Here is a 26,527-nt window from a genome sequence, read left to right as displayed (position 1 = left end):
AGCGCGGGGACGTTCGGCGGTTCCCAGCCGGTCAACGAGGTGTGGCCCTGGATGCACCGGTAGGTGACGCCGTTGTAGGACACCAGCGAGCCCGTCGCGTACGCCGTGTTCGGCGCCCACGGGGTTGCCGTCGGAGGGGTGGTCGGCGGCGTGGTGGGAGGGGTCGTCGGCGGTGTCGTGGGAGGCGTGGTCGGGGGTGTGGTGGGTGGGGTGGTCGGCGGCGTGGTGGGCGGGGGACCGCTGCAGCCCGGGGTGTCCGCGTTGACGGAATTGACCACGGAGTTGAACAGCGTGACGCCCGGGTCGAGTGCCTCGAGGCTGTACATCATCGCGCCGGCCAGCCCCTGGCAGTGGCCGTAGTCGGCCTTCTCCTTGATCGACCTGGCGTTGTCACCGGTCCAGAAGGTGCCGTTGCTGTAGAACCAGGACGACTTGCTGGCATCGTCGAAGTACGTCATGGACGGGTTGTCGACGAAGCCGGTGAGTTCCTTGTAGAAGGAGACGCCCGGCACGTTGCCGCTCAGCGCGTGGCCGTCGGCCGGGGCCGTGGCCGTCTGGTACTTGCCGTTGGCCGTGGCCGGCACACCCTTCCATCCCCTGTAGTAGAAGGGATAGCCGATGGTCAGCTTGTTCGCCGGGAAGCCGCCGGGGATCCCGTACGCCGGGTCGCCGGTGGTCCATGCCTTGACGGCACCATCGACGGAGTACTTGGCCGTGCCCGGCGGGATCGGGTTGCTCGGGTCGTTCGGCGCCTGGTAGAGCGGGTCCTGGAAGTTGGTCGGCCCGGTCGGCTCGAACCCGCCGTGCATGTCGTACGTCATCACGTTGTTGTAGTCGAGGTACTGGCCGATCTTGTCCGTCTCGATGGTGGCGATCTTGTCCTGACCGGCAGGGGTCGCCGCGGTGAGGTAGTAACGCTTGCCGGTCTGGTTGCCATAGGCATTGAGTTGGGCGCGGAGCTCGGCGAGCAGCAGGGTAAAGTTCTGCTTGTCCGCTGCGCTGTAGTGATTGCCGACGTGGCCGTTGGGCGAGCCGGGATACTCCCAGTCGATGTCGATGCCGTCGAAGATGCCGGCCGCGCTGCCCGGGCCACCGAAGCCGTCGACCATCGGCAGGTCGCCCTTGAGGAACATGTTCACGCAGGAGCTGACGAAGGCCTTGCGCTTGGCGTCGGTGGAGGCCGCGTCGGAGAAGTACTTCGAGTAGGTCCAGCCGCCGATCGAGATCAGGATCTTCAGGTTCGGCTGCTGCGCCTTCAGCTTCTTCAGCTGGTTGAAGTTGCCCTGGATCGGCTGGTTCCAGACGTCACCGACACCGTCGACGCTGATGTCGGCGCCGTACGACTTGCCGTAGTCGGCGAACGCGTCACCCGCACCGTCGCCGGCGTTCGGGTTGTTCTCGTCCTGCGAGGCGGCCTGGTTCGCCATGAAGCAGGTGTGACTGGTCGGGTGGATGTTGGCGAACGCGTAGTTGAGGAAGTCCAGCTTGCCGGCGGCGCCGGTGGTGATCAGGTTCTTGGGATAGAAGGCGTTCGCGTAGATGCCCCACTGGGTGAAGTAGGCCGTCTTGACGCCACCGCTGGTGGCCGCTTGTGCCTGTTGGGGCGGCCCGGCCGTCGCGATCAGGCCGGCGGCGGCGAGGAGGGCGGTGGCGGCGACGATGGCCGGGGTGGCGAGGGTGCGCAGTCGACTCATGGGCGGTCCTCCGGGGGCTGAATCAGTGCACGGGTGTCCAGCGCGAAGCGTTCTGCGTGAAACTTAGTTAAAGACGCTTCGAAAGGAACCGTAGCCGGTCGCCGCCGATTGGTCGCGGGGTCGTACTGGCGGATTACCGCTGCTGACGGAAAGCCGACAGATCCCTTTGTCCACAGGGTTTCGACTCATTCCGGGCAGGCCCGGAAAGCACGGCACCTTCTAGGGCATGGACAACGTTTCTTTGCTGCCGGCGTCGCCAGTGCTGCTGGCCACGGCCGACGAGATGCTGCTCGACGACCTGCTCCGCCTCGCCGCGGCCGCCGAGGTGACCCCGCGAGTGGAGCGGGACCTGCTCGGCCTGCGCCGCTGCTGGCAGTCCGCCACCCTGGTGGTGGTCGGCCAGGACTTCATCGACCCTCTCGCCCGCACCCAGCCCGTACGCCGCCCAGGGGTCGTCGTGGCCGGTGTGGATGCCGAGGACGCCGGGCTTTACCGCCGCGCACTGGCGATCGGCGCCGAGGGTGTCTTCCTGCTCCCCGGGGAAGAGGCGGCGCTCGGGGACAAGTTCGCCGACACGCTGGACGGTGGAGTTCGTGCCGCGACCACCCTGGCCTTCGTCGGCGGGTGTGGTGGCGCGGGGGCGACCACGCTGGCCGCGGCGGTGGCGGTGACCGGCAGTAGACGGGGACTCCGGACGATGTTGATCGACGGCGATCCACTGGGCGGTGGTATCGACCTTGCCCTCGGCAACGAAACTGATCGGGGATCGCGATGGCCGGAACTGCTGAACGCGGCCGGGCGGGTCAGCGCGGCCGCCTTGCGTTCTGCGCTGCCCTTGGTCGAAGGGCTTGCCGTGCTGTCCTGGGATCGCTCCGAGGTGACCTCGCTACCGCCCGAGGCGATGCGCTCCGTGCTCGGGGCCGCTCAACGCAGCAGTGATCTGGTGGTCGTCGATCTCCCTCGGCGCGCCGATCCCGCGGCTGAGGAGGCCTTTGTCCGGGCGACCGCCACGCTGGTGGTGGTGCCACGGGATGTTCGGTCCTGCGCCGCCGCCGCGCGACTGGTCGGCCCGCTGCGCCAGGTTGCCGGTGATCTGAGGGTGGTGGCTCGGGAGCCTGGTCTCAGTGGGCTGTCGGCGGTTGACGTGGCGGATCATCTGAAGTTGCCGCTGGCGGCGAAGTTGGCGTTCGATGACGACCTCCGCGGGCTGATGGACCAGGGGCGCTTCGATCCGCGGCCGCGAGGAGCACTCGGGCGGACCGCGACCGATCTGCTGGACTTGTTCGGCCTGTCCGAATCGCTGGCGGCATGAACGTCCCGGCCGAGCTCCTCGAACGGGTCCGGGGGACCCTTGCCTCCCAGGGATCCGAGCCGACACCTGCCCGGGTCGCGGCCGCGCTGCGTGCGGATGGCGGCGTCTTCGGCGATTCGACTGTGCTGGCGGTGGTTGCCGCTCTCCGCCGGGAGGCGCTCGGTGCAGGCCCACTGGACGGGTTGCTCTCGGAACCAGGCATCACCGACATCCTGGTGAACGGACCGAACGAGGTCTATGTCGATCGCGGTTCGGGCCTCGAGCGGATCACGTTGCGCACCGGCGACGAATCCGCAGTACGGCGGTTGGCTACTCGGCTCGCCGCTGCGGCAGGTCGTCGTTTGGATGACGCGACCCCGTATGTCGATGTCCGGTTGCCTGATGGGACTCGCTTTCACGCCGTGCTGTCTCCGGTCGCCGCGCCTGGGACCTGTCTGTCGTTGCGGGTGCCGTCGCGCAAGGTCTTCGGGTTGGAGGATCTGGTGGCGGCCGGTTCGCTGCCCGCTGCTGGGGTCCCGGTGCTACGCGATCTGCTGGATGCCCGGCTGGCCTTCCTGATCAGCGGAGGTACCGGTACTGGGAAGACGACGTTGCTGAATTCGTTGCTGTCCCTGGTGGACGGGTCCGAGCGGATGGTCGTCGTCGAGGACGCTAGCGAGCTCCGGCCGGACCACCCGCATGTCGTCCGCTTGGAGGCGCGGCCGCCGAACGTGGAGGGAACCGGCGAGATCACGTTGAGGGAGCTGGTCCGGCAGGCGTTGCGGATGCGGCCGGATCGGCTGGTGGTCGGAGAGGTCCGGGGAGCTGAGGTGGTGGATCTGCTGAGTGCACTGAACACGGGGCACGAGGGCGGCTGCGGGACGGTCCACGCGAACTCGGCGTCCGACGTACCGGCGCGGCTTGAGGCGCTGGGTTCTCTTGCGGGGTTGGGCCGAGACGCGCTGCACAGTCAGTTGTCGTCGGCGTTGCATGCGGTGATCCACCTAGTCCGCGGGCCGGACGGAGTGCGGCGGGTCGCGGAGATCCGGGTGGTCGGACGGGCGGTGGACGGGCTGGTAGTGACGTTGCCTGCCGTGCGCTTCGCTCCTGGAGGCAAAGTCGAACTGACAGACAACGCCACCCGCTTCACCAAGCTGCTCGCAGGTGCCGCATGAAGTCTGTCTTCGCCGGAGGCGACACCCCACCCCTGATCGCCGGAAGCGAGGCACCGGCTCTGATCGCGGGTCTGATGATCTTCGTCGTCGCCGTCGCACTACTGCCGCGCCGCGGCCGAGGCCTCCACCGCCTGGCCGCCGCGGCAGGCGATGCACGCCGCCGCACGACGCTTGTGCGCTCTGGCTCGCGACGAACGGCGGGTGCTGATGCAGCACTCGCGCGATCCGCCGGGCGACTGCCGTCCAGTGGTGCTGGGGACCTAGCGCGATCCGCCGGGCGGCGGCTGGCGATGCTCGCTTCGCTCGTGATCGTCGCCGTGGTTGTCGCGCTGTCGCTCAGTCCGCAGTTGGTTGTCTCCGTGCTGGCCGTTGGGTTGATCGTCGCTGTCGTCGTCCATCAGCGCGTGAGGTCTCGGCGTCGTCGCGATGCCGCCTCCCGGCGCTCGCGAATCATCGAGGCCTGCGATGTTCTCGCAGCCGAACTAGCTGCGGGCCGTCCTCCGCGAGATGCTTTGGAGGGCGCCGCCACGATCTGTCCGGAGTTGCAGGTGGCCTCGGCCGCGGCACGGCTCGGCGGCGACGTACCGGCTGTTCTGGAGCTCGCCACCGAACCACCGGGAGCCGAGGGATTGCGAGCCCTGGCAGCAGCCTGGCGCGTGGCCGATGAGTCAGGCGCCGCCTTCGCCGCGATCGTGGAACGACTGGCCGAGGCACTCCGCGCGGAAGAGTCAGTCCGCCGTCAGATCTCGACGAACCTCGCCAGCACTCGTGCGACCGCACGTCTGCTGGCCGTGCTTCCACTCTTCGGCACAGGACTCGGCTACGCCCTGGGCGCGGACCCTCTCGCCTTCCTCACCTCCACCCCACCCGGTTGGCTCTGCCTCTTCCTGGGCCTGTCGCTGGCGATTGCCGGCCTCCTCTGGACCGACCGCCTAGCGTCCACGCCCAATGACTGACCAGTCTGCGGCGGCCTCCGCGCTCGTGTCGGCTTTGACGGCTGCGCTGGCCGTTGCGTTCGTGCTACCCGGTCGGCCAGGGCCGCGCCGTTTGGTCAGCCGCCGTGGATTCATCGCGGGCCGATGGGCTCTTCCCGACGGCCTCAAAGCCAAGCCGGTGCCGCCGGCCGCACGCCGACTGCACCGAAGGGCGGCCATAGTCGTAGCCGTCGCCTGCCTCCTCTTGCTCGGCCTCCCCTGGGGGTTGGGCCTTGGCGGCTTGGCGTACTTCGGAATCCCCGTCGTCTTGAGTCGGCTCGAACCGGCAGCGGTCCGCAGGCGATCGGAGCGCATAGTCGCGGATCTCCCGCTTGCGGTTGACCTGCTCGCGGCCTGCTTGCGCGCCGGTCGCCCACCACAAGCCGCGGTTGGCACTGTCAGTAGAGCGTTGAGCGGACCTCTTGCCGAGCTACTCGCCGAAGTGGGGCATCGGCTGAACCTGGGCACTGACCCGATCGACGCCTGGTCCGGTGTCCTTGCCGAACCGGCCTGCGCGAGCCTGGCCCGTGCCGTTCAGCGAGCACTCCGCTCGGGGACACCGCTCGCAAGAACTCTCGAGCACTTGGCCGGCGACGCCCGCCTAGCTCGTCGCTGGAGCGCCGAGGAACAGGCCCGAACCATAGAGACCACCTCGGTCCTACCCCTCGGCATCTGCTTCCTGCCGGCCTTCATCCTGCTGGGGGTGATCCCGACCATCGCCAGTTCTCTGACCGGCCTCCTCGATCAGTTCACCTGAGGGCCGGGTCGTCCTCGGGCCGATCCGCAGCTTCCAGGAGTGCCTCCGCTACGGCGGTGCGGGCATAGAGAACCGATCGGCCGACCCGATGAGGAGTGACGAGTCCTCCCGATCGGAGGGTGCCCAGGTGCTGCGATACGCCACCGGCGGACATCCCGGTGCGCGTTGCCAGCTCTGTGGTGGAGCGCGGTGTATCCAGCTGGGCAAGCAGTTCAGCCCGCGACCGCCCCAGTACTCCGGCGATGCCGGCTGAGGCAGTTCGCGAGGAGTTGGCCCACAGCGTGGCGACTCCACGAGCGGGATAGGTGAGCGTGGGCTGCCAGGGCGGAATCGTGCTCGAGAAGACCGTCGGCCAGACGAACGCGGACGGCGTCATCAGCAACCCCTCGCCGGCCAGATTCCGGACGCCGTGGAACCGGCGGTGCTTGATGGACAAGGACCCGTTCCGCCATTTCACCGACTCGGCGAGGTCCTCGAAGAGCCCGGTGTGACCCGCCTGCCCCAACCGGCGTCCGCGGTACAGCAGATCGCTTTCCAGCAGGGCGCGGATCCGTCCCCAGTGTGGAGCGATCGCCAGTTCCCAGTAGGTCTGCAGTTGCTCGGCGAGACGTTCGAGGCCGGCTTCGGGATCGGAGTACAGGTCGGCGACGGCTGCGGACGGTAGGTCCTCGGGTCTGGCTGGTCGAAGGCGCCGCGGTAGCGAGGCCTCTGCCAGGGAGCCGATGGGGTGCTTGCGCGCGTAGCTCAGTACGTCGAGGTCGGTGCGGAGCTGGCTTGCCGAGACCCGGCGTAGGGCGCTGAGATCCGCCGTCAGATCGGGGAGTGGGCTCCGTGGGGGTGGGGTGAGGAAGTCGGCCATGTACCAGACCTGTGGATCGACCAGGTCGAAGAGCAGGCCGAGGTCGACGCCGGCCCGGTCGATCCGCGCCTTGGTCAACTGTGCCCATTCCTGATGGAACGTCTGCGAGCGTGGCGTCCTCAGCAGCCGGATGCTCGCGACGATCTCCCACAGCGGCGACACCGCCAGCCGCGTCCTGGCCAGGTCCTCGACTGTGAAGGTGATCGTCAGCATCTGCCTGTCCTCGTCGATTTAGCTCAGCCTGAATCATTTCAGATCGGCGGTCCGTCCTCTGCACGATGGCCGTTCCGATGAGAGGAACGGTCAGGATGGACTATCGATCGACACTGAAGATCGGCGAACTGGAAGTGCACCGGCTGGGCTTCGGCGCGATGCGGTTGACCGGCTATCGGCCGCAAGCCGATCGAGCCGAGGCGCTGAGGGTCGCGCGGCGGGCCGTTGAGCTGGGCATCGACTTCATCGATACCGCGGACGCCTATGGCATCGGCGCCAACGAGGAGTTGCTCGCCGAAGCTCTTCACCCGTACGCCGACGAGTTGGTGATCGCGACCAAGATCGGGCATACCCGTCCTTCACCGGGCGAGTGGATTCCGCTGGGAAGGCCCGAGTATCTGCGGCAGGCAACTGAACTGAGCTTGCGACGACTGAAGGTTGAGCGGATCGATCTGCTCCAGTTGCATCGCATCGACAAAGCCGTTCCGTTGGCGGATCAGCTGGGTGCGCTGGCGCAACTGCAGGACGAGGGGAAGGTCCGGCACCTTGGACTGTCGGAGGTGACGGTCGCGCAGTTGCAGGAGGCTCGCAGGCAGATCGACGTGGTCAGCGTGCAGAACCGCTACAACCTCACCGATCGAGAGCACGAAGGCGTTCTCGACCACTGTGCCGAGGAAGGAATCGCCTTCATTCCTTGGCTTCCCATCGCCAGTGGCGACCACGCCAATTCTCCGGTGCTGGCAGCGATCGCGGCCGAGGTCGGAGGTACGGCGGCGCAGGTGTCGCTGGCGTGGTTGCTGCACAGATCACCTGTGGTGGTTCCGATTCCCGGGACGAGTTCGGAGCAGCACTTGGTCGAGAACGCGGAGGCGGCGGGGCTCCGGTTGTCCGAATCTCAGTTCGCACGACTGGCCGCTATCGGCTGAAAGCGAGCTGGGGCGAGAGTTGTCCCCAGGTTGAAAACTCCTTCTGTACAAGGGCTCTGACGACGGCACCTTGTCAGTGAGTCGCTCGGAGAAGCCGTGCGGCAGACCAGGAGGTTCGACATGTCCAAGATGCTGGTGCCCGCGCGCCCCTTTCCCGGCTTCAAGCCCCGCCACACCCGCATCCGCAAGCGCACCGAGCGCGGTGCGGCGACCGCCGAGTACGCCGTCAGCATCGTCGGCGCCTGTGGTTTCGCCGGCATTCTCGCTGCCCTGCTGCAGTCCGACGTGATGATGAACGTGCTGAAGGCGATCATCAACTTCGCCCTGAAGGCCGCCGGCGTGGACGGCATCCAGGTCTGATCCGGCCGGAGCAGGCCCGGCCGCGGCAACCCCTCAGGCCTCGGCCGGGCCTCTCCCCGCAGAGGAGGTGGAGCGATGAAGCTCTCATCACTACGTCGACGAAGCTGCCGGTGCGAGGGCGGGACGGTCACGGTTGAACTGGCGATGGTCCTTCCGGTGCTGATGGCAACGATCGTCGCCGGGCTCTGGGCGGTCGGCCTGGTGATCTCGAACATCCGTTGTGTGGACGGAGCCCGCGATGCTGCCCGCGCCGTGGCCAGAGGAGAGTCCGCAGAGACAGCTCAACAACTCGGACTGCGTGCGGCGCCGTCGGGAGCTGCCATCGAGATCAGCCACGACGGCTCGGACGTCAGAGTGATAGTGACTGCGAAGGTCGACCCGAAGTCCGCTGTCTTCGGCGGCTTTCCCACAGTCCCGATCACCTGCCACGCAACCGTCCAGGCCGAACCCGCCGAAACCCAAGCGCCATGAGTAGCGACGAGCGTGGGAGCGCCAGCTTGCTGGCGGTCGGGGTGGCGCTTCTGCTGCTGGGCGCGGGGCTGGTCGGTGCGTTGTGGGCGGCGGTGTCGTTGGGCAGCCATCGGGCAACGTCGGCCGCGGACCTGGCTGCTCTCAGCGCAGCCCAAGCCGTTCAGTCAGGAGCATTCGACCCCTGCGCGTCGGCCCGTCGCATCGCCGCGGACCAGCAGGTCGAACTCCGAGAGTGCGCAGTTGAAGGCGAGCTCGTCTCAGTGACGGTGGCAGTGCGGCTCGAGCTGGGCGCAATCGGTTCGCCCGCAGCAACGGCCGAAGCACGTGCCGGACCGATCGACAGGCGGGCCGGAACAGGTGAAACAGGTGGAGAGCGGGGAGGTGGAGACTGGGTGGGTGACGGATGACGGGGTTCAGTTGATCGTGGTGGATGCGGCCAACGTGGTCGGGTCGCGGCCTGATGGGTGGTGGCGTGATCGTGCCGGGGCTGCACGCCGGCTGCTTGTGAAGCTGACCAAGCTCGAGTTCCGGCTCGACGAACCAGCCGAGGTGGTGGTCGTCCTGGAGGGCGCGGCCCGCGCGGCGCTCGATGCGGGGTCGGCAGCGGGCACGGGCTCGGCTTCGGGCGCGCGCGGGGGCTCGGGGTCGGCAGCGGGTTCGGGTGGAGGGGAGGTGGATCCGGAGCTTGGTGATCTTCGGGTGGTGGCGGCTAGTGGGTCGGGGGATGACGCGATTGTCGCGGTGGTTGCCGAGGCTGTGGCTGCTGATTCGCACCGGACCATCACCGTTGTCACCGCCGACCGTGGTCTCCGCGATCGGGTCGAGGAGCACGGCGCCCGGACCGTCGGCCCCCGCTGGCTCTGGAACTACCTCGACGAATAGCCCGACTGACCGCGCGCGGTCAGTCGTAGAGCCAGCCGTTGCGTTCGGCGATGGTGATGGCATCGGCTCGGGTGCGAGCGCCGGTTTTGCCGATGGCTGACCAGAGGCGGGTTCGGACCAGGCGTTCGGAGACGGCCAGCTTCTGTGCCATGGTGGCGACCGAACCACCGTCGCGGGCGGCTCGGAGGGTGTCCGTTTCGCCAGTGGTCAGAGGGGTGTCGACATACAGCAGGGTCTCCGCGGCCAGGTTGGCGTCGACGACCCGGAGTCCGAGGTGGACCCGGCGTACGGCGTCGGCGAGCTGGGGGGCGGGGCCGCCTTTCAGGGCGAAGCCTTTGGCGCCGGCTTCCAGGCCGCGACGGAGATGGCCGGGGCGGCCGTAGGTGGTGAGCATGACGACGCGGCACTCCGGCATCAGGGTCCGCAGTTCGGTGGTCACGTTGATGCTGTCGTAGCCCGGTCCGCCCGCATCCAGCAGCGCGACGTTGGCCCGGTACCGCTTGGCGGCGGCCACCACGTCGTCGGTGCGCTTGAGTTCGGCGACGACCTCCAGGTCTCGTTCGCGTTCCAGACCGCTTCTGAGGACGCCTCGGCTGAGGATCTGGTCGTCGACCAGCAACAGCCGGATGCGGTCGGGCAAACGAGCCTCCGGGATGGCCGTCCGGGCGCCGGGGAAGTGCGTCCGGGAGGAGATGGGCAGGACTTCGGTTCCAGATCATGGAGGCACACGTCACATGCCGTCCACATCAACGCGGTATCTCTACCAGATTGCGACCAGATCGCGACCGTACCGAACCAACGCTCACCCCGCCGAATCCGATCGCCCCAACGCGCCGACCAAACTGCCCGCCTGTGTCAGGAGGAGAGGGCGATGAAACGGCCGGTGTGGTCGACGAGGACGTGACCGCCGGGCTGGGTGACGGGCAGCGTCTCGGCCGAAGTCCGGACCGGTCGGCGAGCGCCGTCAGGGGCGATGAGCACGGTGTTCGGGGCGCCCAGGGCGACGAATTCGTTGTCATTACGGAGCAGAACGGGTTCGTTGTAGCCGGCGGAGATCGCGGTGCGCCCGGCGGCCAGACCTGCCATCACGGCTGCTGGGAGTTCATCGGCACCCTCGGCAGCGGCGTCGACCGCGATCCAGGTGGTCGGCGTGCCCGGCGGAGTCAGCGAGGACGGGTTATGCCAGTCGCTGCCACCGATCGGGGTCGTCGTACCGAGGCCCCAGGCCTGCCACCAGGCGATCGGTCCGCCCCAACGACGGTCGAGCCACGACGAGTGCCAGACCTCGGCCAGACCTGGATGGGAAGGCAACGGCTGCCGCCAGGAACAGTCACCACCGAGCGGATGGTTGATCGACAGCAACCCACCTCGCGCGGAGACCTCGGCGACCCAGGTGGCGGCCGGGCGGCGGAAGTCGATCGCGCCGATGGCGCCGAACGCGTTCGCATGTCCCGACTCCGTGGTCACCTCCTGACCCGGCAGCAGTCCGATCCCGAAGCGCTTGCCGACGGCAGGCAGTTCGAGGTGATGCGACACCGTGTTGTGATCGGTGACGGCCAGCAGGTCCAACCCGGCAGCCACGCCGAGCGCCGCGAGGTTCGCCACCGGGGTCGATCCGTCAGAGTGCAGCGAGTGGGCATGGAAGTCTGCCGCCACCCATCGCAACCCGTCCGCAGCCGGCAGCGAGCGCCGCGGCGGCCGAGCCGGTACTGCGACAGCGTCCGTCGCGGCGATGTACTCCGACAGTCCGGGGATCTCGGACACGGGTCCAGTGCTCGCCTCGACGACCAGTTCAACGCCCTCGACCGGCACCCGGTGCAATCCGATCACCACCCACCATGTGCCCGGCTCCAAATCGCCAGCGAGGTACCCCGGTGTGGCAGCCTCAGGAGTGATCGCAAACGCCTGCCGGGCACCGCCGGACCATCCGCGCCAGCCGTTCGCACCCTCGCAGCCGAGGTCGATCACGGCATCCTCGACCGGCGGCACAGTCAAGGTGACGGACAGCCCGGCACACCCGGGTGGCACGTCGACCGGCAGCGAGTGCCAGACCGACTCCGCCCGGTCGTCGAGGGTCCACCGCTGGGTGTAGGTCGTGACGGCCATCAGGCGACAGCGGTGGGTTGGCGGGCGAGCAGTTCGCCGGACTCCTTGTCGTAGAGCAGCACCCGCTGCTCGGGCGCGGTCAGGACCACCGGAGTACCGGCTGCCGGTTCGTCTTCCTCGGGCACGGTGACGCCGATCAGCGTGCCGCCGCAGTCGACCGATACCAGCGACGAGGTGCCGAGGTTCTCCGCCACCACCACGGTGCCACGGATCGAGGGACCGTCCACGTCCCGGGTCGACAGCGTCAGGTACTCCGGCCGGATGCCGACCGTCACGTCCGCCCCGGCCGGTACGGAACCAGTGGCCGCAGGCAACGAACCACCCGGCACCGAGACCGCACTACCGGACGCCGAGACCGAGCCGGCGGCGACGGACCCGTCCAGCAGATTCATCGGCGTCGACCCGATGAAGTTCGCCACGAAGGTGTTCGTCGGCCGGGCGAAGACCTCCCGTGGGCTGCCGAGTTGCCGCAGCTTCCCGGCCTGCATCACCGCGATCCGGTCGGCCAGGGCCAGCGCCTCGGCCTGGTCGTGGGTGACGAAGACGGTGGTGATGCCGAGATCCCGTTGCAGCTTCTTCAGGAACGTCCGGGCTTCCAGCCGGAGCCGCGCGTCCAGGTTGGACAACGGCTCGTCGAGCAGCAGCACCTTGCCCTCGGACGCGATCGCCCGGGCCAGCGCGACCCGCTGCTGCTGACCTCCGGAGAGCTGCCCGGGCCTGCGCTCGAGCAACCCCTGCAGTGAGAGTTCACCGGCCGTTCGTTCCGCTGTCGCAGTACGGGTTGATGCCGCGACGCGGCGGACCTTCAACGGGTAGGTGATGTTCTCCGAGACCGTCATGTGCGGGAACAAGGCGTAGTCCTGGAAGACCATGGCGACGCCACGCTTGCCCGGTTCGAGCCGGGTCACGTCGGCGGAGTCGATCCGGACGGTCCCCTCGGTCGCGTTCTCCAGACCCGCGATGGTCCGCAGCAGCGTGGTCTTGCCGCAACCGGACGGACCGAGCAGGGCGAAGAACTCGCCGTCGGCCACGCTCAGGTCCAGCCCGTCGACGGCGCGCACGCCGTTCGGGTAGACGGTCGCCAGGCCGTCGATGTCGATACCCGCCATCAGCTCTCGAACCCTCCTTGACTCAGCATCCCTTCGTGCCTCAACTTTTGATCCCTCCGTGAAAGCGGAACCCGTACCGCGAGTTCACCAGCAGATACAGCACGACGACCGGGATCGAGAACAGCAGGGCGAAGACCGGCAGGATCTGCAGGTTGACGCTGCCACCCTCGTCGGTGAAGGTCTGCATCAGCACCGGCCCCGGCTGCTTCTCGATCGAACGGATCAGCAGGAAGGGCACCAGGAAGTTGCCCCAGGAGTTCACGAACGCCCAGACCATGATGGTCGCCAGCCCCGGCCGGGCCACCGGGATCACGACATCCCGCAGGATCTGCAGGGTGGACGCGCCGAACACCCGCGCCGACTCCTCGTACGACTTCGGCACCGCGTCGACGAAGTCCTTCAGGATGAAGATCGCCGCCGGCAACAGGCCACCGGTCATCACCAGCGCGACCCCGAACCGCGAGTCGATCAGCCCGAGCTGGAACATCATCACGAAGATCGGCACCATCGCGGCGGTCCCGGTGACCACCGAGGACAACAGCAGCAGCCCGTAGAGCAACGCGTCGCGGCCAGGGATCCGCACCCGCGACAGCGCGTAGCTCGCCAGTGCGGCAAAGGCCGTCACCGCCACCGCGGTGGTCACGCAGATCAGCAGCGAGTTCACCATCGAATGCATCGCGTACGGATGCGAGAACGTCTTGCGAAAGTTCTCCAGCGTCCAGTCCGGCCAGTGCACGCCGAGTCCGGGGTTGGCGTCGAACGGAGCCGAGGCGATCCACAGCATCGGTACCGCGAAGAACAGCGTGATCGCACAGATCAGCGTGTAGAAGCCGATCCGGCGTACGACGTAGGTCGGCGTCATGAGCGCTTCCTCAGCAGCCGCAGGTAGAGCAGCGCGACCAGCAGGTTCACCAGCAGCAGCAGGAACGAGATCGCCGACGAGTAGCCGAGCTCACCGCCCTGCAACGCCACGTTGTAGATGTAGACGGGCACCGTCTCGGACTCGTGGTTCGGTCCGCCCTTGGTGAGCAGGAACGGCGAGAAGTCGTTCGCGGTCCACAGCGAGATCAGCAGCGTGTTGGTCAGCACGTGCCCGCGGATGTGCGGGAAGACCACGTCGCGCAAGGTCTGCCAGCCGGACGCCCCGACCATCCGGGCCGACTCCAGTTGTGACGGCGGCACCGCCTGCAGCGCGGACGAGTACAACATCATCGAGAACGCCGTACCGCGCCAGGTGTTGAACAAGATCAGGCAGACCATCGGGTAGTCGATCAGCCAGGCCGTGCCCTGCGTACCGAGGATGCTGTTCAGCGTGCCGGTGTCCCGGTCGAAGAAGGCGATCCACAGGTACGCCACCACCGTCGACGGCAGGATCCAAGCGAGCAGGACCAGGGCCTCGACCGTACGGCGAACAGCGGGCCGGGCCCGGCGCATCGTCCAGGCCAGTGCGAAACCGAGGATGTTCTGCCCGATGATCGCCGAGCCGAGGACGAACAGCAGGGTCAGCCAGAGCGCGTTGTGGAACAGGGCGTCGTTCAGGGCCTTCGTGTAGTTCGACAACCCCACGATCGACGGGGAGGCGGCCTCGAGTCCGGTCAACCTGTAGTTCGTGATGCCGATGTAGATGGTCCAGATCGCCGGGAAGACCAGGAAGGCCCCGATCAGCAACAGGGCCGGCGCCAGGAAGCCGAGGGCGCGGGTGACGCCCAGCCCGGCGACGTCCTGGGCCGGACCACGTACCCGCGCCGGCTTCACCGGCGCGGGTCCTGTCGTGGTCGCCATCAGTTGCTGGTGACCTTGTCCTTGCTGCCGGCAGCAGCCTCGACAGCGGTCTCGTAGGTCTTCGCGGCGGCGTCCGTGGACTTACCGCCCACCACGTCCGCGGTGGCCTGCTGCAGCGCGGCGGAGATCTTCGGGTACTCCGCCAGACCCGGCCGGTACTGCGTGATCGGCAGCACCTTGGTCGCGACGAAGTTCAGCATCGGGTCACCGGCCAGGACCTTGGCGTTGACGTCCGTCCGCTGGGTGATCTTGGCGGCACCGTCCAGGGAGGACTCGACCATCTCGGCCGAGTTCATGAACTGCAGCAACTCCCAGGCCTGCTGCGGGAACTTCGTGTTCGGGTTGATCGCGACCGCCCCGCCACCGGACATCGAGACGAAGTTCTGGCCCTTGATGCCACCGCCAGGCTTGCTCGCGGGGATCAGCGCGTAGCCGACAGCGGTGTCGCGGTCGGCCATCTTGGCGACACCCTCCTTGGGCTCGACCACGCTGCGCCAGAAGTAGTCGCCCTCGAGCAGGATGCCGATCTTGTTCGCGGCGAACTCGGCGAACGACTTGTCCCGGCCCTTGGCCTCGCGCTGCAGCACGGGGTCACCGAGACCGCCGCCGTAGATGCTCTTGTAGAAGTCCAGCACCTGACGGATCTGGGTGCTGTTGCCGAGCCACTTGCCGTCGGTGTTGATGGTGGCACCCGTGCCGACCAGCAGCGGCAGTACGCCCTGCATGGTGGTCGCCTCGCCCATCGCCGTACCGGCGTTGATCTGCACCGGGGTGACACCCGGCAGCTTCTTCAGGGCCTGGGCCGCCTTGGTGATGTCGTCCCAGGACTGCGGCTGCCAGTCGGCCGGCAGTCCGGCCTGGGTGAACAGCTTCTTGTTGAAGTAGAGCACCCGGCCGTCACTGCCGCCCGGGACGCCGTACCGCTTGCCGTCGAACATGCCGAGCTGCTGGACCGACTCGGGGATCTGCGTCCAGCCGTCCCAGCCGTCCACCTTCGCGGCGTCGCCGACGGTGTCGGTCAGCGGCTTGATGTAGCCGGCCTGGGCGAACTCGCCGACCCAGATGCCGTCGATGTTGATCAGGTCCGGACCGGACTTGTTCGACAGGTCCAGGGACAGCTTCTGCTTGTAGACCTCGTCGTCGGAGCCGTCACCCTGGAACTTCACCGTGACGTCCACGCCCTTGGCCTTCTGCGCCTCGACGAACTTCGGGATCAGCACGTCCTGCGTCCAGGTGGCGCCGGCGCTGTTCTTGCCGCCCTTCACGGAGTTCGAGCCGATCGTCAGCTCGACCGTCTTGGCGTCGGCGTTGCGGTTCGCGTCCTGGTCGCCGCTGTCGGAGTCCGACGACCCCAGACAACCGGTCAGCAGGACGAGGGCGGCCGAGCCGAGAACGGCCAGCCGGGACATGCGCGAGATTCGTCGCATCAGGGGAGCTCCTTGCGGGGTCAGTGCAGCCAGTGCCGGTCCACCTTGGCACTCGGAAACGACTATGTGAAGACTTTTGGTCGGAGCGTAGGAAAACGTTGTCACGGGAGGCCCGTGGCCACTGCGTACGGTGATCGGGGCCGACAGCCCCTTATCGCAGCAAGCCGACCTCCCGTCAAGTTCGATGCGGGCGGCAAGCTTTGCGGAATAGTTAAAGCTAACTCGCAGTTCCATCACAAGAAGTATCTGCCTAGATACAGACCGTGATTGGGCGGAGTAGCGTCAGCGTCGATCGATCACTGGATCGGAGGTGACGGACATGCTCGGCGACCTTCTCGGTGACCTTCTCGGTTGGCACCACCACTGGCACCACTGGCACAACTGCTGGTGGTGAGGCGCGGCGGTGACTGAAGGCCTCCGCTGACGCGCAAGCAGCGGAAACCGCGTGACTTCACCAAGCCGAAGAGAGAGAAAAGCGACCGGCCCCGACATCGTCGGGGCCGGTCGTTGTTGGTGCGTGGTCCTGCTTCGTCAGCGCTGGGCCAACTGCATCATCTGCTTCGGCAGCACCGAGATCTGGCTCGGGACCGGGGTCTTGCCCCGGACCAGTTCCAGCAGGCTGGAAGCGGCCTTCGCGATCGGCAGTGGCAGGGCCAGGCCCAGTGAAGCCAGCAGCGCGTTCACGAGTGCCAGAACCGCACCCAGGATGTCCAGGCCCGGCAGCGGCAGTGCGCTCCAGCCCTGGGTCGGCGACCCGGCGGCCGACTGGATGCCGGTCGGCTGGGCCTGCTTGGACTTGCCCTTGCCCATCAGCGAGCTCAGTGCGAGTCCGTTCGCGGCGTTGACGAACGTGCCGTCCGCCTCGTCGTAGGTCCACGTCTGTCCGTCACCTTCGCGGCAGGGCAGGACCAGTACCGGCGCATCGGCCGGGGTTTTGACCAGGTCCGCGCCGGTGTCCAGGCAGGCTCCGGTCTCGGCAAGGGCGCCACCGACGCTCTTGCTCATCGCGACCTGCAGCTGGCCGGACTCGGTGTAGACCCACTGCTGGGTCCGGCCTTCCTTGCCTGGTGCGCAGGCCATCATCACGCCCATCGGGACCTTCTCGGCCGCGACGAAGGTGAGGCAGTAGCGCGTGTCGGCGCGGCTCGCGATCTGCTTCGCCACACCCACCTCGACGCCCGGCTGGCTGACCGCTACCGGCTCGGGTGCCGGCACCGCGGCCTGTGCGGGAACGGCTGTGGCCAGAGCGACGCTGACGGCGAGAACCGCCACACCGGTGCGACTCAACAATCTACGGATGATCAAGACAACCTCCAGAGGTCGTGCCATCTCGCGGCGTCAGGTCGTCGGGACCCCATCGCGTCGAGCAGGCCGGTACTCCGGGGAGCCGCGAACCCACCCCTTGCGCTGGGGGTGCGGTGCGGGTCGATCCCCCGTGAGGAGGCGGTGTGGCCCGGAAGGCCGACAGTGACTCAACGCGACGTTGACGCCACGACCAGTAATGCACAGGTGCGTCGGAGGTGGTTACGGTCAACCGGTGGAACTTGATGCCATTGGCAACTAACTGCCAATCCGAGATTGTTGCGGAGGGCATCGAAATCCGGATGCGCCGTCCCCGTGCTGTGGCTGTGTACTGGCTGTACCCGGATCGAGATACTCAGTGTGGCTGCTTGTTTTCGGTGCCATCGGCAACAGTATGGCGTTCGGTCGCGAGCCGGTCCTCGGCGGTGCCTTCGCCGGTCCGCAGCCGTTCGCGGGCCGTCGCGACCCGGTCGTCGTCGGCGACCGGCGTCGGCTCGCCGGCCGGGGCGTCGGCTGAACGGCCGTCCGCGACGTCGACCTCGGTGGACGAGGGGACCGGGGATGCCGCGGCCTGCTGGCGGAGTTCCCTGACCTCCTTGTGCCGGCGGTAGCCGCGGCCAAGTCCCTTCTTCGTCAACCAAAGACCGGCGATCAGGGCGACGCCCGCCGCGGCGCCCAGGAAGAACACCGTCGGCACGATCACGCCGAAGTCGACCCCGAACACCTCGAGGGTGGTCGAGTCGCTGGAGGAGACCGAGACGCCCAGACCGAAGACGACGGCGAGGACGATCAGGACGATTCCGAGAACGACCATGATTTGCTGCCTTTCTTCCAGCAGCGACTGCTGGAACGTTCAGGCCTCACTGCCGAGGAGAGCTGCGAGCAGCGCCACCGCGCCGCTTTTGTCGAGTGGGTTGTTCTGGTTCCCACATTTGGGCGACTGTACGCACGAAGGGCACCCCTCTGTGCATTCACAGTGTGCGATCGCCTCCCGGGTCGCGGTCAACCACTCGCGCGCGGCGGCGTACCCGTGTTCCGCGAATCCCGCCCCGCCCGGGTGCCCGTCGTACACGAAGACGGTGAGGCGGCCGGTGTCCGCGTGCTTGGCCGTGGAGACGCCGCCGATGTCCCAGCGGTCGCAAGTGGCGAACAGCGGCAGCAGTCCGATCGAGGCGTGCTCGGCCGCGTGGGCTGCTCCTGGTACGTCGTCCAGCCCGAGCCCGGCGACCAGGTGATCCGGCACGGTCCACCACACGGCCTTGGTCCGCAGCTTCCGCTCGGGCAGGTCCAGCGGCTGCTCATCCAGGACGTCGCCCGTGACCAACTGCTTCCGCTGGAACGAGATCACCTGGTTCGTCACCTGGACCCATCCCCGGCAGAGCTCCGCGGCGCCCCAGGCCGTGGTGTCCTCGGTGGCCAGGATGCTGATCTCGGTGACGTCCCGGGCGAAGGTGGTGTAGTCGGGCGAGGCCTGCTCGACGATCGCGGCGTGGTTCTCCAGGTCGAGTGAGCGAACCAGGTACGACTCGCCGGCGTGCACATAGACAGCCCCGGCATGCACGCTCGCATGGGCCGAGCCGCCGTCGACCGTGCCCAGCAGGCGCCCGGTCAGGTCCTCGACGATCTGCACCGTCTTACCACCGGCAGAGCGGATGTCGATCGCGTCGACCGCCCGGTCGCGCCGCGTCCAGAACCACCCGTGCGGCCGCTCCCTCAGCAGACCCTGCTTGACCAGCTGGGCGATCACCCTCTCGGTGGTCACGCCGAAGATCTCGTAGTCGGCGGGTGTCAGTGGCAGCTCCTGCGCGGCCGCGCACAGCTGTGGTCCCAGCACGTAGGGGTTCTCCGGGTTGAACACAGTCGCTTCGACAGGCCGCCCGAAGATCGCTTGCGGGTGCCGGACCAAGTACGTGTCCAGCGGATCATCCCGAGCCACCAGCAAGGCCAATGCGTCGCCACCGGAGCGCCCGGCCCGTCCGGCCTGTTGCCAGAGCGATGCCCGCGTCCCAGGCCAGCCGGACAACAGGACAGCGTCCAGTCCGGCGATATCGATCCCCAGCTCCAGTGCGTTGGTGGCAGCAACCCCGGTGAGTTCACCGCTCTGCAGCATCCCCTCGAGCCGCCTGCGTTCCTCCGGCAGATAGCCGGCCCGGTACGCCGATACCTGGTTGGCGAGAGCTGGATCCACCTCGGCAAGGTTGTCCCGGGCTGTCAGCGCGACTGTCTCCGCTCCGCGCCGGGACCGGACGAACGCCACGGTCCGGACGCCGGAAATCACCAGGTCCGTCAGCAGGTCCGCGACCTCAGCCGTGGCGGACCGGCGCACGGGGGCTCCGTTCTCGCCGGTGAGGGAGGTCAGGGGAGGTTCCCAGAGGCCGAAGGAGATGCCGCCCCTGGGGGAACCGTCCTCGAGGACCTCGACCATCGGCAGACCCGTCAGCCGCTGCCCGGAGACCGCAGGCTCGGCGACCGTCGCGGAGGCGCAGACGAAGATCGGGTGCGCGCCGTACTGCGCGCACACCCGGCGGAGCCGCCGGAGCACGCCTGCGACGTGGGCGCCGAACACGCCTCGGTAGTGATGACACTCGTCGACCACGACGTACTGCAGGCAGCCCAGGAACCGGGCCCAGCGCTGGTGGTTCGGCAGGACGGATCGGTGCAGCATGTCCGGGTTGCTGAGGATGTAGGTGGCGTGCTCCTTCGCCCAGTCCCGCTCCGTCCGCTCCGAGTCGCCGTCCAGCGTCGTCGGACGGAGCCCAGGCACCGAGTACGCCGAGACCGCACGCAACTGGTCATGCGCCAGAGCCTTCGTCGGTGACAAATACAAGACAGATGCCGTACGCCGGTGAGGTGATGCCGCCTGGGCGATGCTCAACGTGGCGAAGGCGGGTAGTAGATAGCCCAGGGATTTCCCGGATGCAGTACCGGTGGCAACCACGACGTGCTTGCCGCTGTAGGCGGCCTCGGCAGTGGCGACCTGGTGGCTCCACGGCGCGGTGATGCCGGCATCGGCCAGTTGGCTGAGCACTTCTGCAGGGACCCAGCGTGGCCAAGTGCCTGTCTTCCCGAGCCGGGGTGGGACGGACTCCACATGCGTGAGTCGCTCGGCGCGGCCCGGACCGGCAGCGAGCCGCTTGAGCACCAACGCCGCCTCACTCATACAGCGAGACTAATGAAGACCTAGGACAGAGTGCGTCCGTGAGTGCACACGCGGATGCGGAAAGCGAGTGCAACTGCGGATGCACGCGGCTTTTCCTCGGGCCAGGTCGACGGGGGATGAGCCGGGATGAAAGAGTTTCGAACAGGGCCCTACTCACGGTCCGTACATGGTTGAATGCAACAGTTCACGGGATCGGAGGCCGAAGTGGATCTGTCGCTGACGACGCGCCCGGAGGGCGGACGCACCGTCGTCGAAGTGGGTGGGGAGATCGACGTCTACACCGCACCGAAGCTGCGCGAGACCATCGTCTCGCTGGTCGATGCGGGGCAGTACGACCTGGTCATCGACCTGGAAAGAGTGGAGTTCCTGGACTCCACCGGGCTCGGTGTCCTGGTCGGCGGGCTGAAACGGGTGCGCACCCACGACGGGTCGCTGTCGTTGGTCTGCACTCAGGAGCGGTTGCTGAAGATCTTCCGGATCACCGGCCTGACCAAGGTCTTCGAGATCCATCCGGACGTGGCCTCGGCGATCTGACCCAGGTGAAGACGGCGGCTACGGAGGGTGAGGCGCTTGCCGTCCGCCGCCGGTATGACGTAGACCACCCTGTCGTCAGGTCTGGTCCAAGACCCGTTAGAGTGACCCACCGCGCCAGGTCATTGGCGCTGTGTCGTATTTTTCCCAACCCCTTGGTTGCGGCAGTACGGGGGCCGTCAAGCCCTGAGGGGTTGCCAACAAGGAGGACGGATGTCCGCGTCGCTTGCTGTACAAGCGGTGGATCTTTCGTCGAGCAACACCACGCTGGTCATCGTCGTCGGAGTGATCGCGATCTTCGCGGTCGCCATCGCGATGGTGTTCCGCGGTCAGGTGCTTGCCGCGAACGATGGCACCGAGAATATGAAGACCATCGCGTTGGCGGTGCAGGAGGGCGCATCCGCCTATCTGTCCCGACAGTTCAAGACGCTGTCGGTCTTCGCCGTGGTGGCCTTCCTGCTGCTGTTCCTGCTGCCGGTGCACAGCGACGGTGACAACGAGACCACGCTGAAGATCTTCCGGTCGATCTTCTTCCTGATCGGTGCGGGCTTCTCCGCCACCATCGGGTACCTGGGCATGTGGCTGGCGACCCGCGCGAATGTCCGCGTCGCCGCTGCTGCCCGGTCCGAGGGTCGCGAACCTGCCATGCGCGTCGCCTTCCGCACCGGTGGCACCGTCGGCATGGCGACCGTGGGCCTCGGCCTGTTCGGCGCTGCCCTGGTGGTGCTGATCTTCAAGGGTGACGCCCCGACCGTGCTCGAGGGCTTCGGTTTCGGTGCCGCCATGCTCGCCATGTTCATGCGCGTCGGCGGCGGTATCTTCACCAAGGCCGCCGATGTCGGTGCCGACCTGGTCGGCAAGGTCGAGCAGAACATCCCCGAGGACGACCCCCGGAACGCGGCGACCATCGCCGACAACGTGGGCGACAACGTCGGTGACTGCGCCGGTATGGCCGCCGATCTGTTCGAGTCGTACGCCGTCATGCTGGTCGCCTCGCTGATCCTCGGCAAGGCCGCCTTCGGTGAGCAGGGCCTCGTCTTCCCGCTGATCGTGCCGGCCATCGGTGCCGTCACCGCGGTCGTCGGCGTCTACCTGACCCGTCCGCGGGCCGGTGAGAACGGTCTGCGCACGATCAACCGGGCCTTCTACATCTCGGCCCTGATCTCCGCGGTGCTCTGTACGATCGCCGCGTTCGTCTATCTGCCGGGCAGCTTCAGCGACCTGACGGGTGCGACCGACGCGATCGCCGCCAACGACGGCGACCCCCGGGTCATCGCGACCGTCTCGGTGATCATCGGCATCGTGCTGGCCGCGGTCATCCTGGCCCTGACCGGCTACTTCACCGGAACCGAGGACAAGCCGGTCCAGGATGTCGGCAAGACCTCGCTGACCGGTGCCGCGACCGTGATCCTGTCCGGTATCTCGGTCGGCTTCGAGTCGGCCGTCTACACCGCACTGGTGATCGCGGCCGCCGTGTACGGCGCCTTCCTGGTCGGTGGCTCGGGAGTCGTCGCACTGTTCGCGATCGCACTGGCCGGTTGTGGTCTGCTCACCACCGTCGGTGTCATCGTCGCGATGGACACCTTCGGCCCGGTCTCCGACAACGCCCAGGGCATCGCCGAGATGTCCGGCGACGTGGACGGCGAAGCGGCCCAGATCCTGACCGAGCTGGACGCCGTCGGCAACACCACCAAGGCGATCACCAAGGGCATCGCGATCGCCACCGCGGTGCTCGCGGCGACCGCGCTGTTCGGTTCCTACACGGACTCGATCTACGCGGTCCTGAACGACGCCGGCGACGCCGCGTTCAACGTGGACGCACTCGTGTTCGACCCGTCCACGCTGGTCGGCCTGATCATCGGTGCGGCCGTCGTCTTCATGTTCTCCGGACTGCTGATCAGCGCCGTCGGCCGCGCCGCCGGTGCGGTCGTCTACGAGGTACGTCGCCAGTTCCGCGACATCCCGGGGATCATGGAGGGCACCGGCAAGCCGGAGTACGGCAAGGTCGTCGACATCTGCACCCGTGACTCGCTGCGGGAGCTGGCGACGCCAGGTCTGCTCGCGATCGCGGCCCCGATCGCCGTCGGTTTCGGTCTGGGTGCCTCGGCGCTGGCCGGCTACCTGGCCGGCGCGATCGCCAGCGGCACCCTGATGGCGGTCTTCCTGGCCAACTCCGGTGGCGCCTGGGACAACGCGAAGAAGCTGGTCGAGGACGGCAACCACGGCGGCAAGGGTTCGCCGGCGCACGAGGCCACCATCATCGGTGACACCGTGGGCGACCCGTTCAAGGACACCGCCGGTCCGGCCATCAACCCGCTGATCAAGGTGATGAACCTGGTCTCGGTGCTGATCGCCCCGGCCGTGGTCGGGATGTCGTCGATCGGTGAGGACACCAACACGCCGCTGCGCATCATCATCGCGGTCGTCGCCCTGGCCATCATCGTCGCGGCCGTGGTCGTCTCCAAGCGCCGGGAGTCGGTCATCTCCGACACCCCGGCCGAGGTGAACAGCGCCGCCTGAAGGTGAACAGAGCTTGAAGGCGCGAACCGCCTGAAACAAACAGTCGTCGGGCCCGCCGGATCATCCGGCGGGCCCGGCGTTTTTCTGGCACCGACCGCCACCTGACAGTCACCACCAGAAGAATTCCGCTTGTCTACAAGGGATAGACCCTTTGGTCGATCAGCCGCCAACTTTCGGTGGATGTGCGGCCGGTAGGACTGGGGGATGCTCGGGGGGAGGGTCAGGGAGTTAACCGATGGCACCCTTTGACGCCCACACGACAGAATCCACCCAGAGGTGGACACACCGGATCCGCCCGGGGTCCGATGTGATGACCCGGGCGGGCCCCGATACTGATAGCGAAGCCCGCCCGCAGTTTCACTGGCGCGCCACCGAACGAGGAGTACGGCGATGATCGAGGCAAAAGGCCTCACCAAGCGATACGGCGCAACCGTTGCCGTTGACAACCTGTCCTTCGAGGTCAAACCCGGCAAGGTGACCGGCTTCCTCGGCCCGAACGGGGCCGGCAAGTCGACCACCATGCGGATGATCCTCGGTCTCGACACCCCCACCGCGGGCGATGTCAGCATCGACGGCCAGCACTACCGCGACCTGCGGCAGCCGCTGACCAAGATCGGCGCCCTGCTGGACGCCAAGTGGGTGCACCCGAACCGGTCCGCCCGCGCTCACCTGGCCTGGATGGCGGCGTCGAACAAGCTGCCCAAGTCCAGCGTGGACAGGGTGCTGGAGATGGTGGGTCTGACCTCGGTCGCCGGCAAGCGTGCCGGTGCTTACTCGCTGGGTATGTCGCAGCGCCTCGGCATCGCCGGCGCACTGCTCGGCGACCCGGAGATCCTGCTCTTCGACGAGCCGGTGAACGGCCTCGACCCCGAGGGCATCGTCTGGATCCGGACCTTCATGCACCGGCTGGCCGACGAGGGCCGGACGGTCCTGGTCTCCAGCCACCTGCTGTCGGAGATGGCGCTGACCGCCGAAGAGCTGATCGTGATCGGCCGCGGCAAGCTGATCGCCCAGAGCACCACGAACGAGTTCGTCGACCGTGCGAGCGGTACGACGGTCAAGGTCCGCAGCCCCCAGCTCCCGAAGCTGCAGGAGATCCTGCAGCGGCAGAGCCTGGTGACCCGGGTCGAGGAGCTGGAGGAGCAGGGCGGCCAGGCGCTGATCGTCGAGGGCGACACGACCACCGACAAGATCGGCGAGACCGCGGCGGCCGAGGGCATCGTGCTGCACGAACTGTCACTGCAGCGCGGCTCGCTGGAGCAGGCGTTCATGCAGATGACCGGCGACTCGGTCCAGTACCACGCACACGACGAGATCGCGGCGGTCGTGGATCCCACCGCCGTTCCGCCGGTCTCCGGCGCCGAGGTGGCCGCCGGGCCGAAGGAGGACAACTGACATGTCGGTGATCACAGTCGAGCGCATCAAGCTCTTCTCCACCCGCTCGCCGTGGTGGTGCATGGTGGTCGCGGCCTTCCTGACCATCGGCTTCGCCGCCCTGACCACGGGGTTCCTCAACGCCGAGGACGAGCAGCAGGCGACGATCTTCATCACCCAGCCCGGAGCCCAGCTCAGCCAGATGGTGATGATGGTGATGGCGGCCCTCGCCGTCACCACCGAGTACCGGTTCGGGACCATCCGCACCAGCTTCCAGGCGGTGCCGCAGCGGGCCGCGCTGCTGCTCGGCAAGACCGCGGTCGTCGCCTTCCTGGCCGGTGTGGTCGGCCTGATCGCGTCGTTCGGCGCGTGGGGGATCGGCAACCTCTTCGTCAGCGGGGGCGACCTGGCCATCGACACCGGTGCCAAGTGGCGGCTGCTGGCGGGTCAGGGCCTGATCTTCGCGCTGTCAGCGGTGATCGCGGTGGCGATCGGCATCCTGATCCGCCAGAGCGCCGGGGCGATCGCGATCCTGATCCTCTGGCCGTTGCTGGTGGAGAACCTGTTCAACCTGATCCCGAAGGTCGGCGACGACATGGCGAGGTGGTCGCCGTTCGCCAACGGGAGTTCGTTCCTGAACCAGGGCCAGGACTTCGGGCTGGCCGGGTCCGACGCGGGGGGCAGCCAGTTCGCCTTGTCCCCCTGGTTTGCGCTGCTCTACTTCGCAGCCTGGGCAGCCGGCCTGATGGCCATCGCGCTGTACTCCGCGAGCAAGCGCGACGCCTGATGAGACGACCGCCGGGTGGCTCGTCTGCCCGGCGGTGCGAGGCCCGGTCGGGCTGAGGGGTCCTGGCCGCTACGGCCCGTGGGATATCCGGTACGCCGGATGTGCCACGGGCCGTTTCCTCTTTGGTCTGTGGACCTACTGAGCAGTCGGGTGGCAGCGACCCTCCTGACGGTCTACCGTGCCGTGCATGACCGACTGGGCCCAGGTGCGCTCCGCCGACTTCGCCGTACCGTCCGACCGCCCTCAGGCTGAGTTGGTCGCCGAACTCTCGGCGATGTTGCGGTCTCCTGACCCGGTCGTCCGCGACGGACAGGCGTACGCCGTCCTGCGGACCTGGATCCGTCGTGGCATGCTCGGCCCGGACCTGTTGCGCGCCCTGGGGGACGGGATGGTCGCCAGGTTCGGCGACCCCGAGGTCCAGGCCCGGACGGTCGCGCCGCTGATCCTGGACGCGATCGTCTCCGCCGGGTTCGTCGAGCCCAGCTGGGTCCCTCCCTTCGAGCGCTGGTACGTCGCCGAGGAGGATCTCCGCGGCTACGACGAGAAGCTCGGCTGGCTGCACGCGGTCGCGCACGGGGCCGACCTGCTCGGCAGCCTCGGGCTGGACTCGGCGGTCGAGCCGGTGGAGATGCTGCGGCTCGGCATCGGCCGCCTGCTCACCCCGACCGATCACGTGTTCCGGGACCTCGAGGACGACCGCCTCGGCTACGCCCTGGCGGCCACCCTGACCCGGTCCAGCCTGACCGAGGCGGACGCGACCGAGTGGCTCGATCCCGCCGCCCGGGCGCTGGCGGTCGCGCCGACCGACGGCTTCCGGGCAGAGTTCG

Annotated in this window: 25 protein-coding genes; 14 read left to right on the top strand and 11 right to left on the bottom strand. The window is 67.7% G+C overall.

The features are described from left to right. Positions 1-1,694: glycosyl hydrolase family 18 protein (locus VFG33_RS25840; protein WP_325055546.1), on the bottom strand; the 1,694-nt coding region annotated here is incomplete at its 3' end. Positions 1,695-1,920: 226 nt separating this feature from the next. Here VFG33_RS25840 and ssd point away from each other — a divergent pair. The 4 genes from ssd to VFG33_RS25820 all read left to right on the top strand — a co-directional run bounded on the left by ssd (position 1,921) and on the right by VFG33_RS25820 (position 5,891). After that, positions 1,921-3,006, top strand: coding sequence for a septum site-determining protein Ssd (gene ssd / locus VFG33_RS25835; RefSeq protein WP_325055545.1), 1,086 nt, complete (start codon positions 1,921-1,923; stop codon positions 3,004-3,006). Further along, complete coding sequence (locus VFG33_RS25830; RefSeq protein ID WP_325055544.1) at positions 3,003-4,160, top strand: TadA family conjugal transfer-associated ATPase; 1,158 nt, start codon at positions 3,003-3,005, stop codon at positions 4,158-4,160. The genes ssd and VFG33_RS25830 overlap by 4 nt, the downstream gene beginning before the upstream one ends. Next, a complete protein-coding gene (locus VFG33_RS25825) occupies positions 4,157-5,116 on the top strand; it encodes a type II secretion system F family protein (RefSeq protein ID WP_325055543.1) in 960 nt (319 codons plus the stop codon). The genes VFG33_RS25830 and VFG33_RS25825 overlap by 4 nt, the downstream gene beginning before the upstream one ends. 331 nt (positions 5,117-5,447) lie before the next feature. Further along, a complete protein-coding gene (locus VFG33_RS25820; RefSeq protein ID WP_325055548.1) occupies positions 5,448-5,891 on the top strand; it encodes a type II secretion system F family protein in 444 nt (147 codons plus the stop codon). Here the strand turns inward: VFG33_RS25820 and VFG33_RS25815 are convergent. Further along, positions 5,884-6,963: an ArsR/SmtB family transcription factor gene (locus VFG33_RS25815; protein WP_325055542.1), complete on the bottom strand. Its 1,080-nt coding sequence runs from the start codon at positions 6,961-6,963 to the stop codon at positions 5,884-5,886. The two genes, VFG33_RS25820 and VFG33_RS25815, sit on opposite strands and share 8 nt — an antisense overlap. A gap of 95 nt (positions 6,964-7,058) precedes the next feature. Between VFG33_RS25815 and VFG33_RS25810 the strand changes: the two genes are divergently transcribed. The 5 genes from VFG33_RS25810 (at position 7,059) to VFG33_RS25790 (ending at position 9,602) form a co-directional block, all read left to right on the top strand. Further along, positions 7,059-7,889 carry an aldo/keto reductase gene (locus tag VFG33_RS25810; protein ID WP_325055541.1) on the top strand — a complete coding sequence of 277 codons (831 nt, stop codon included), beginning with the start codon at positions 7,059-7,061 and terminating at the stop codon, positions 7,887-7,889. Between the two features lie 120 nt (positions 7,890-8,009). After that, the gene (locus VFG33_RS25805) at positions 8,010-8,249 is read left to right on the top strand and encodes a DUF4244 domain-containing protein (RefSeq protein WP_325055540.1); all 240 of its coding nucleotides are present in this window, start codon (positions 8,010-8,012) and stop codon (positions 8,247-8,249) included. Between the two features lie 75 nt (positions 8,250-8,324). After that, positions 8,325-8,720 carry a TadE family type IV pilus minor pilin gene (locus VFG33_RS25800; RefSeq protein ID WP_325055539.1) on the top strand — a complete coding sequence of 132 codons (396 nt, stop codon included), beginning with the start codon at positions 8,325-8,327 and terminating at the stop codon, positions 8,718-8,720. Then, positions 8,717-9,127 (top strand): Rv3654c family TadE-like protein, encoded by a 411-nt coding sequence (locus VFG33_RS25795; protein ID WP_325055538.1) that lies wholly within the window; start codon positions 8,717-8,719, stop codon positions 9,125-9,127. The genes VFG33_RS25800 and VFG33_RS25795 overlap by 4 nt, the downstream gene beginning before the upstream one ends. Further along, positions 9,117-9,602 carry a hypothetical protein gene (locus tag VFG33_RS25790; protein ID WP_325055537.1) on the top strand — a complete coding sequence of 162 codons (486 nt, stop codon included), beginning with the start codon at positions 9,117-9,119 and terminating at the stop codon, positions 9,600-9,602. Before VFG33_RS25795 ends, VFG33_RS25790 begins: the two co-directional genes overlap by 11 nt. A gap of 19 nt (positions 9,603-9,621) precedes the next feature. Here the strand turns inward: VFG33_RS25790 and VFG33_RS25785 are convergent, their stop codons facing one another. The 9 genes from VFG33_RS25785 to sftH form a co-directional block, all read right to left on the bottom strand. Then, positions 9,622-10,242, bottom strand: coding sequence for a response regulator (locus tag VFG33_RS25785; RefSeq protein WP_325055536.1), 621 nt, complete (start codon positions 10,240-10,242; stop codon positions 9,622-9,624). 215 nt (positions 10,243-10,457) lie between these two features. Beyond that, entirely contained in the window at positions 10,458-11,708 is a 1,251-nt protein-coding gene (locus VFG33_RS25780) for a CehA/McbA family metallohydrolase (RefSeq protein WP_325055535.1), read from the bottom strand. After that, positions 11,708-12,817: an ABC transporter ATP-binding protein gene (locus tag VFG33_RS25775; protein WP_325055534.1), complete on the bottom strand. Its 1,110-nt coding sequence runs from the start codon at positions 12,815-12,817 to the stop codon at positions 11,708-11,710. The genes VFG33_RS25780 and VFG33_RS25775 overlap by 1 nt, the downstream gene beginning before the upstream one ends. Positions 12,818-12,857: 40 nt before the next feature. Continuing rightward, positions 12,858-13,679 carry a carbohydrate ABC transporter permease gene (locus VFG33_RS25770; protein WP_325055533.1) on the bottom strand — a complete coding sequence of 274 codons (822 nt, stop codon included), beginning with the start codon at positions 13,677-13,679 and terminating at the stop codon, positions 12,858-12,860. Next, complete coding sequence (locus VFG33_RS25765) at positions 13,676-14,599, bottom strand: carbohydrate ABC transporter permease (RefSeq protein WP_325055532.1); 924 nt, start codon at positions 14,597-14,599, stop codon at positions 13,676-13,678. The genes VFG33_RS25770 and VFG33_RS25765 overlap by 4 nt, the downstream gene beginning before the upstream one ends. Beyond that, positions 14,599-16,026, bottom strand: coding sequence for an extracellular solute-binding protein (locus VFG33_RS25760; RefSeq protein WP_325055531.1), 1,428 nt, complete (start codon positions 16,024-16,026; stop codon positions 14,599-14,601). The genes VFG33_RS25765 and VFG33_RS25760 overlap by 1 nt, the downstream gene beginning before the upstream one ends. 531 nt (positions 16,027-16,557) lie before the next feature. Then, positions 16,558-17,316, bottom strand: a complete 759-nt coding sequence (locus VFG33_RS25755) for a ricin-type beta-trefoil lectin domain protein (protein WP_325055530.1) — start codon at positions 17,314-17,316, stop codon at positions 16,558-16,560. 367 nt (positions 17,317-17,683) lie between these two features. Further along, positions 17,684-18,142: a hypothetical protein gene (locus tag VFG33_RS25750; RefSeq protein ID WP_325055529.1), complete on the bottom strand. Its 459-nt coding sequence runs from the start codon at positions 18,140-18,142 to the stop codon at positions 17,684-17,686. Between the two features lie 39 nt (positions 18,143-18,181). Continuing rightward, positions 18,182-20,488, bottom strand: a complete 2,307-nt coding sequence (gene sftH / locus VFG33_RS25745; RefSeq protein ID WP_325055528.1) for a DNA 3'-5' helicase SftH — start codon at positions 20,486-20,488, stop codon at positions 18,182-18,184. Positions 20,489-20,662: 174 nt separating this feature from the next. Between sftH and VFG33_RS25740 the strand changes: the two genes are divergently transcribed. From VFG33_RS25740 to VFG33_RS25720, 5 genes are all read left to right on the top strand, one after another. Continuing rightward, positions 20,663-21,022, top strand: a complete 360-nt coding sequence (locus VFG33_RS25740) for an STAS domain-containing protein (protein WP_524538150.1) — start codon at positions 20,663-20,665, stop codon at positions 21,020-21,022. A gap of 210 nt (positions 21,023-21,232) precedes the next feature. After that, positions 21,233-23,539, top strand: coding sequence for a sodium-translocating pyrophosphatase (locus VFG33_RS25735; protein ID WP_325055527.1), 2,307 nt, complete (start codon positions 21,233-21,235; stop codon positions 23,537-23,539). A gap of 390 nt (positions 23,540-23,929) precedes the next feature. After that, positions 23,930-24,934, top strand: a complete 1,005-nt coding sequence (locus VFG33_RS25730; protein WP_325055526.1) for an ABC transporter ATP-binding protein — start codon at positions 23,930-23,932, stop codon at positions 24,932-24,934. A 1-nt stretch (position 24,935) separates the two neighbouring features. Next, positions 24,936-25,700: an ABC transporter permease gene (locus tag VFG33_RS25725; protein WP_325055525.1), complete on the top strand. Its 765-nt coding sequence runs from the start codon at positions 24,936-24,938 to the stop codon at positions 25,698-25,700. A 187-nt stretch (positions 25,701-25,887) separates the two neighbouring features. Further along, positions 25,888-26,527, top strand: a 640-nt coding sequence (locus tag VFG33_RS25720) for a DUF2785 domain-containing protein (protein ID WP_325055524.1), incomplete at its 3' end; no start/stop codon positions are given.

This window comes from Kribbella sp. (assembly GCF_035687465.1).
Taxonomy (GTDB): Bacteria; Actinomycetota; Actinomycetes; order Propionibacteriales; family Kribbellaceae; genus Kribbella.
This window is presented reverse-complemented; position numbering and strand designations above follow the sequence as displayed.

Coding starts and splice junctions, on each gene's coding strand:
- VFG33_RS25725 (WP_325055525.1), top strand. CDS start 24,936: ATGTCGGTGATCACAGTCGAGCGCATCAAGCTCTTCTCCACCCGCTCG.
- ssd (WP_325055545.1), top strand. CDS start 1,921: ATGGACAACGTTTCTTTGCTGCCGGCGTCGCCAGTGCTGCTGGCCACG.
- VFG33_RS25740 (WP_524538150.1), top strand. CDS start 20,663: ATGCAACAGTTCACGGGATCGGAGGCCGAAGTGGATCTGTCGCTGACG.
- sftH (WP_325055528.1), bottom strand. CDS start 20,488: ATGAGTGAGGCGGCGTTGGTGCTCAAGCGGCTCGCTGCCGGTCCGGGC.
- VFG33_RS25760 (WP_325055531.1), bottom strand. CDS start 16,026: ATGCGACGAATCTCGCGCATGTCCCGGCTGGCCGTTCTCGGCTCGGCC.
- VFG33_RS25770 (WP_325055533.1), bottom strand. CDS start 13,679: ATGACGCCGACCTACGTCGTACGCCGGATCGGCTTCTACACGCTGATC.
- VFG33_RS25795 (WP_325055538.1), top strand. CDS start 8,717: ATGAGTAGCGACGAGCGTGGGAGCGCCAGCTTGCTGGCGGTCGGGGTG.
- VFG33_RS25805 (WP_325055540.1), top strand. CDS start 8,010: ATGTCCAAGATGCTGGTGCCCGCGCGCCCCTTTCCCGGCTTCAAGCCC.
- VFG33_RS25730 (WP_325055526.1), top strand. CDS start 23,930: ATGATCGAGGCAAAAGGCCTCACCAAGCGATACGGCGCAACCGTTGCC.
- VFG33_RS25735 (WP_325055527.1), top strand. CDS start 21,233: ATGTCCGCGTCGCTTGCTGTACAAGCGGTGGATCTTTCGTCGAGCAAC.
- VFG33_RS25815 (WP_325055542.1), bottom strand. CDS start 6,963: ATGCTGACGATCACCTTCACAGTCGAGGACCTGGCCAGGACGCGGCTG.
- VFG33_RS25800 (WP_325055539.1), top strand. CDS start 8,325: ATGAAGCTCTCATCACTACGTCGACGAAGCTGCCGGTGCGAGGGCGGG.
- VFG33_RS25775 (WP_325055534.1), bottom strand. CDS start 12,817: ATGGCGGGTATCGACATCGACGGCCTGGCGACCGTCTACCCGAACGGC.
- VFG33_RS25830 (WP_325055544.1), top strand. CDS start 3,003: ATGAACGTCCCGGCCGAGCTCCTCGAACGGGTCCGGGGGACCCTTGCC.
- VFG33_RS25780 (WP_325055535.1), bottom strand. CDS start 11,708: ATGGCCGTCACGACCTACACCCAGCGGTGGACCCTCGACGACCGGGCG.
- VFG33_RS25765 (WP_325055532.1), bottom strand. CDS start 14,599: ATGGCGACCACGACAGGACCCGCGCCGGTGAAGCCGGCGCGGGTACGT.
- VFG33_RS25825 (WP_325055543.1), top strand. CDS start 4,157: ATGAAGTCTGTCTTCGCCGGAGGCGACACCCCACCCCTGATCGCCGGA.
- VFG33_RS25810 (WP_325055541.1), top strand. CDS start 7,059: ATGGACTATCGATCGACACTGAAGATCGGCGAACTGGAAGTGCACCGG.
- VFG33_RS25750 (WP_325055529.1), bottom strand. CDS start 18,142: ATGGTCGTTCTCGGAATCGTCCTGATCGTCCTCGCCGTCGTCTTCGGT.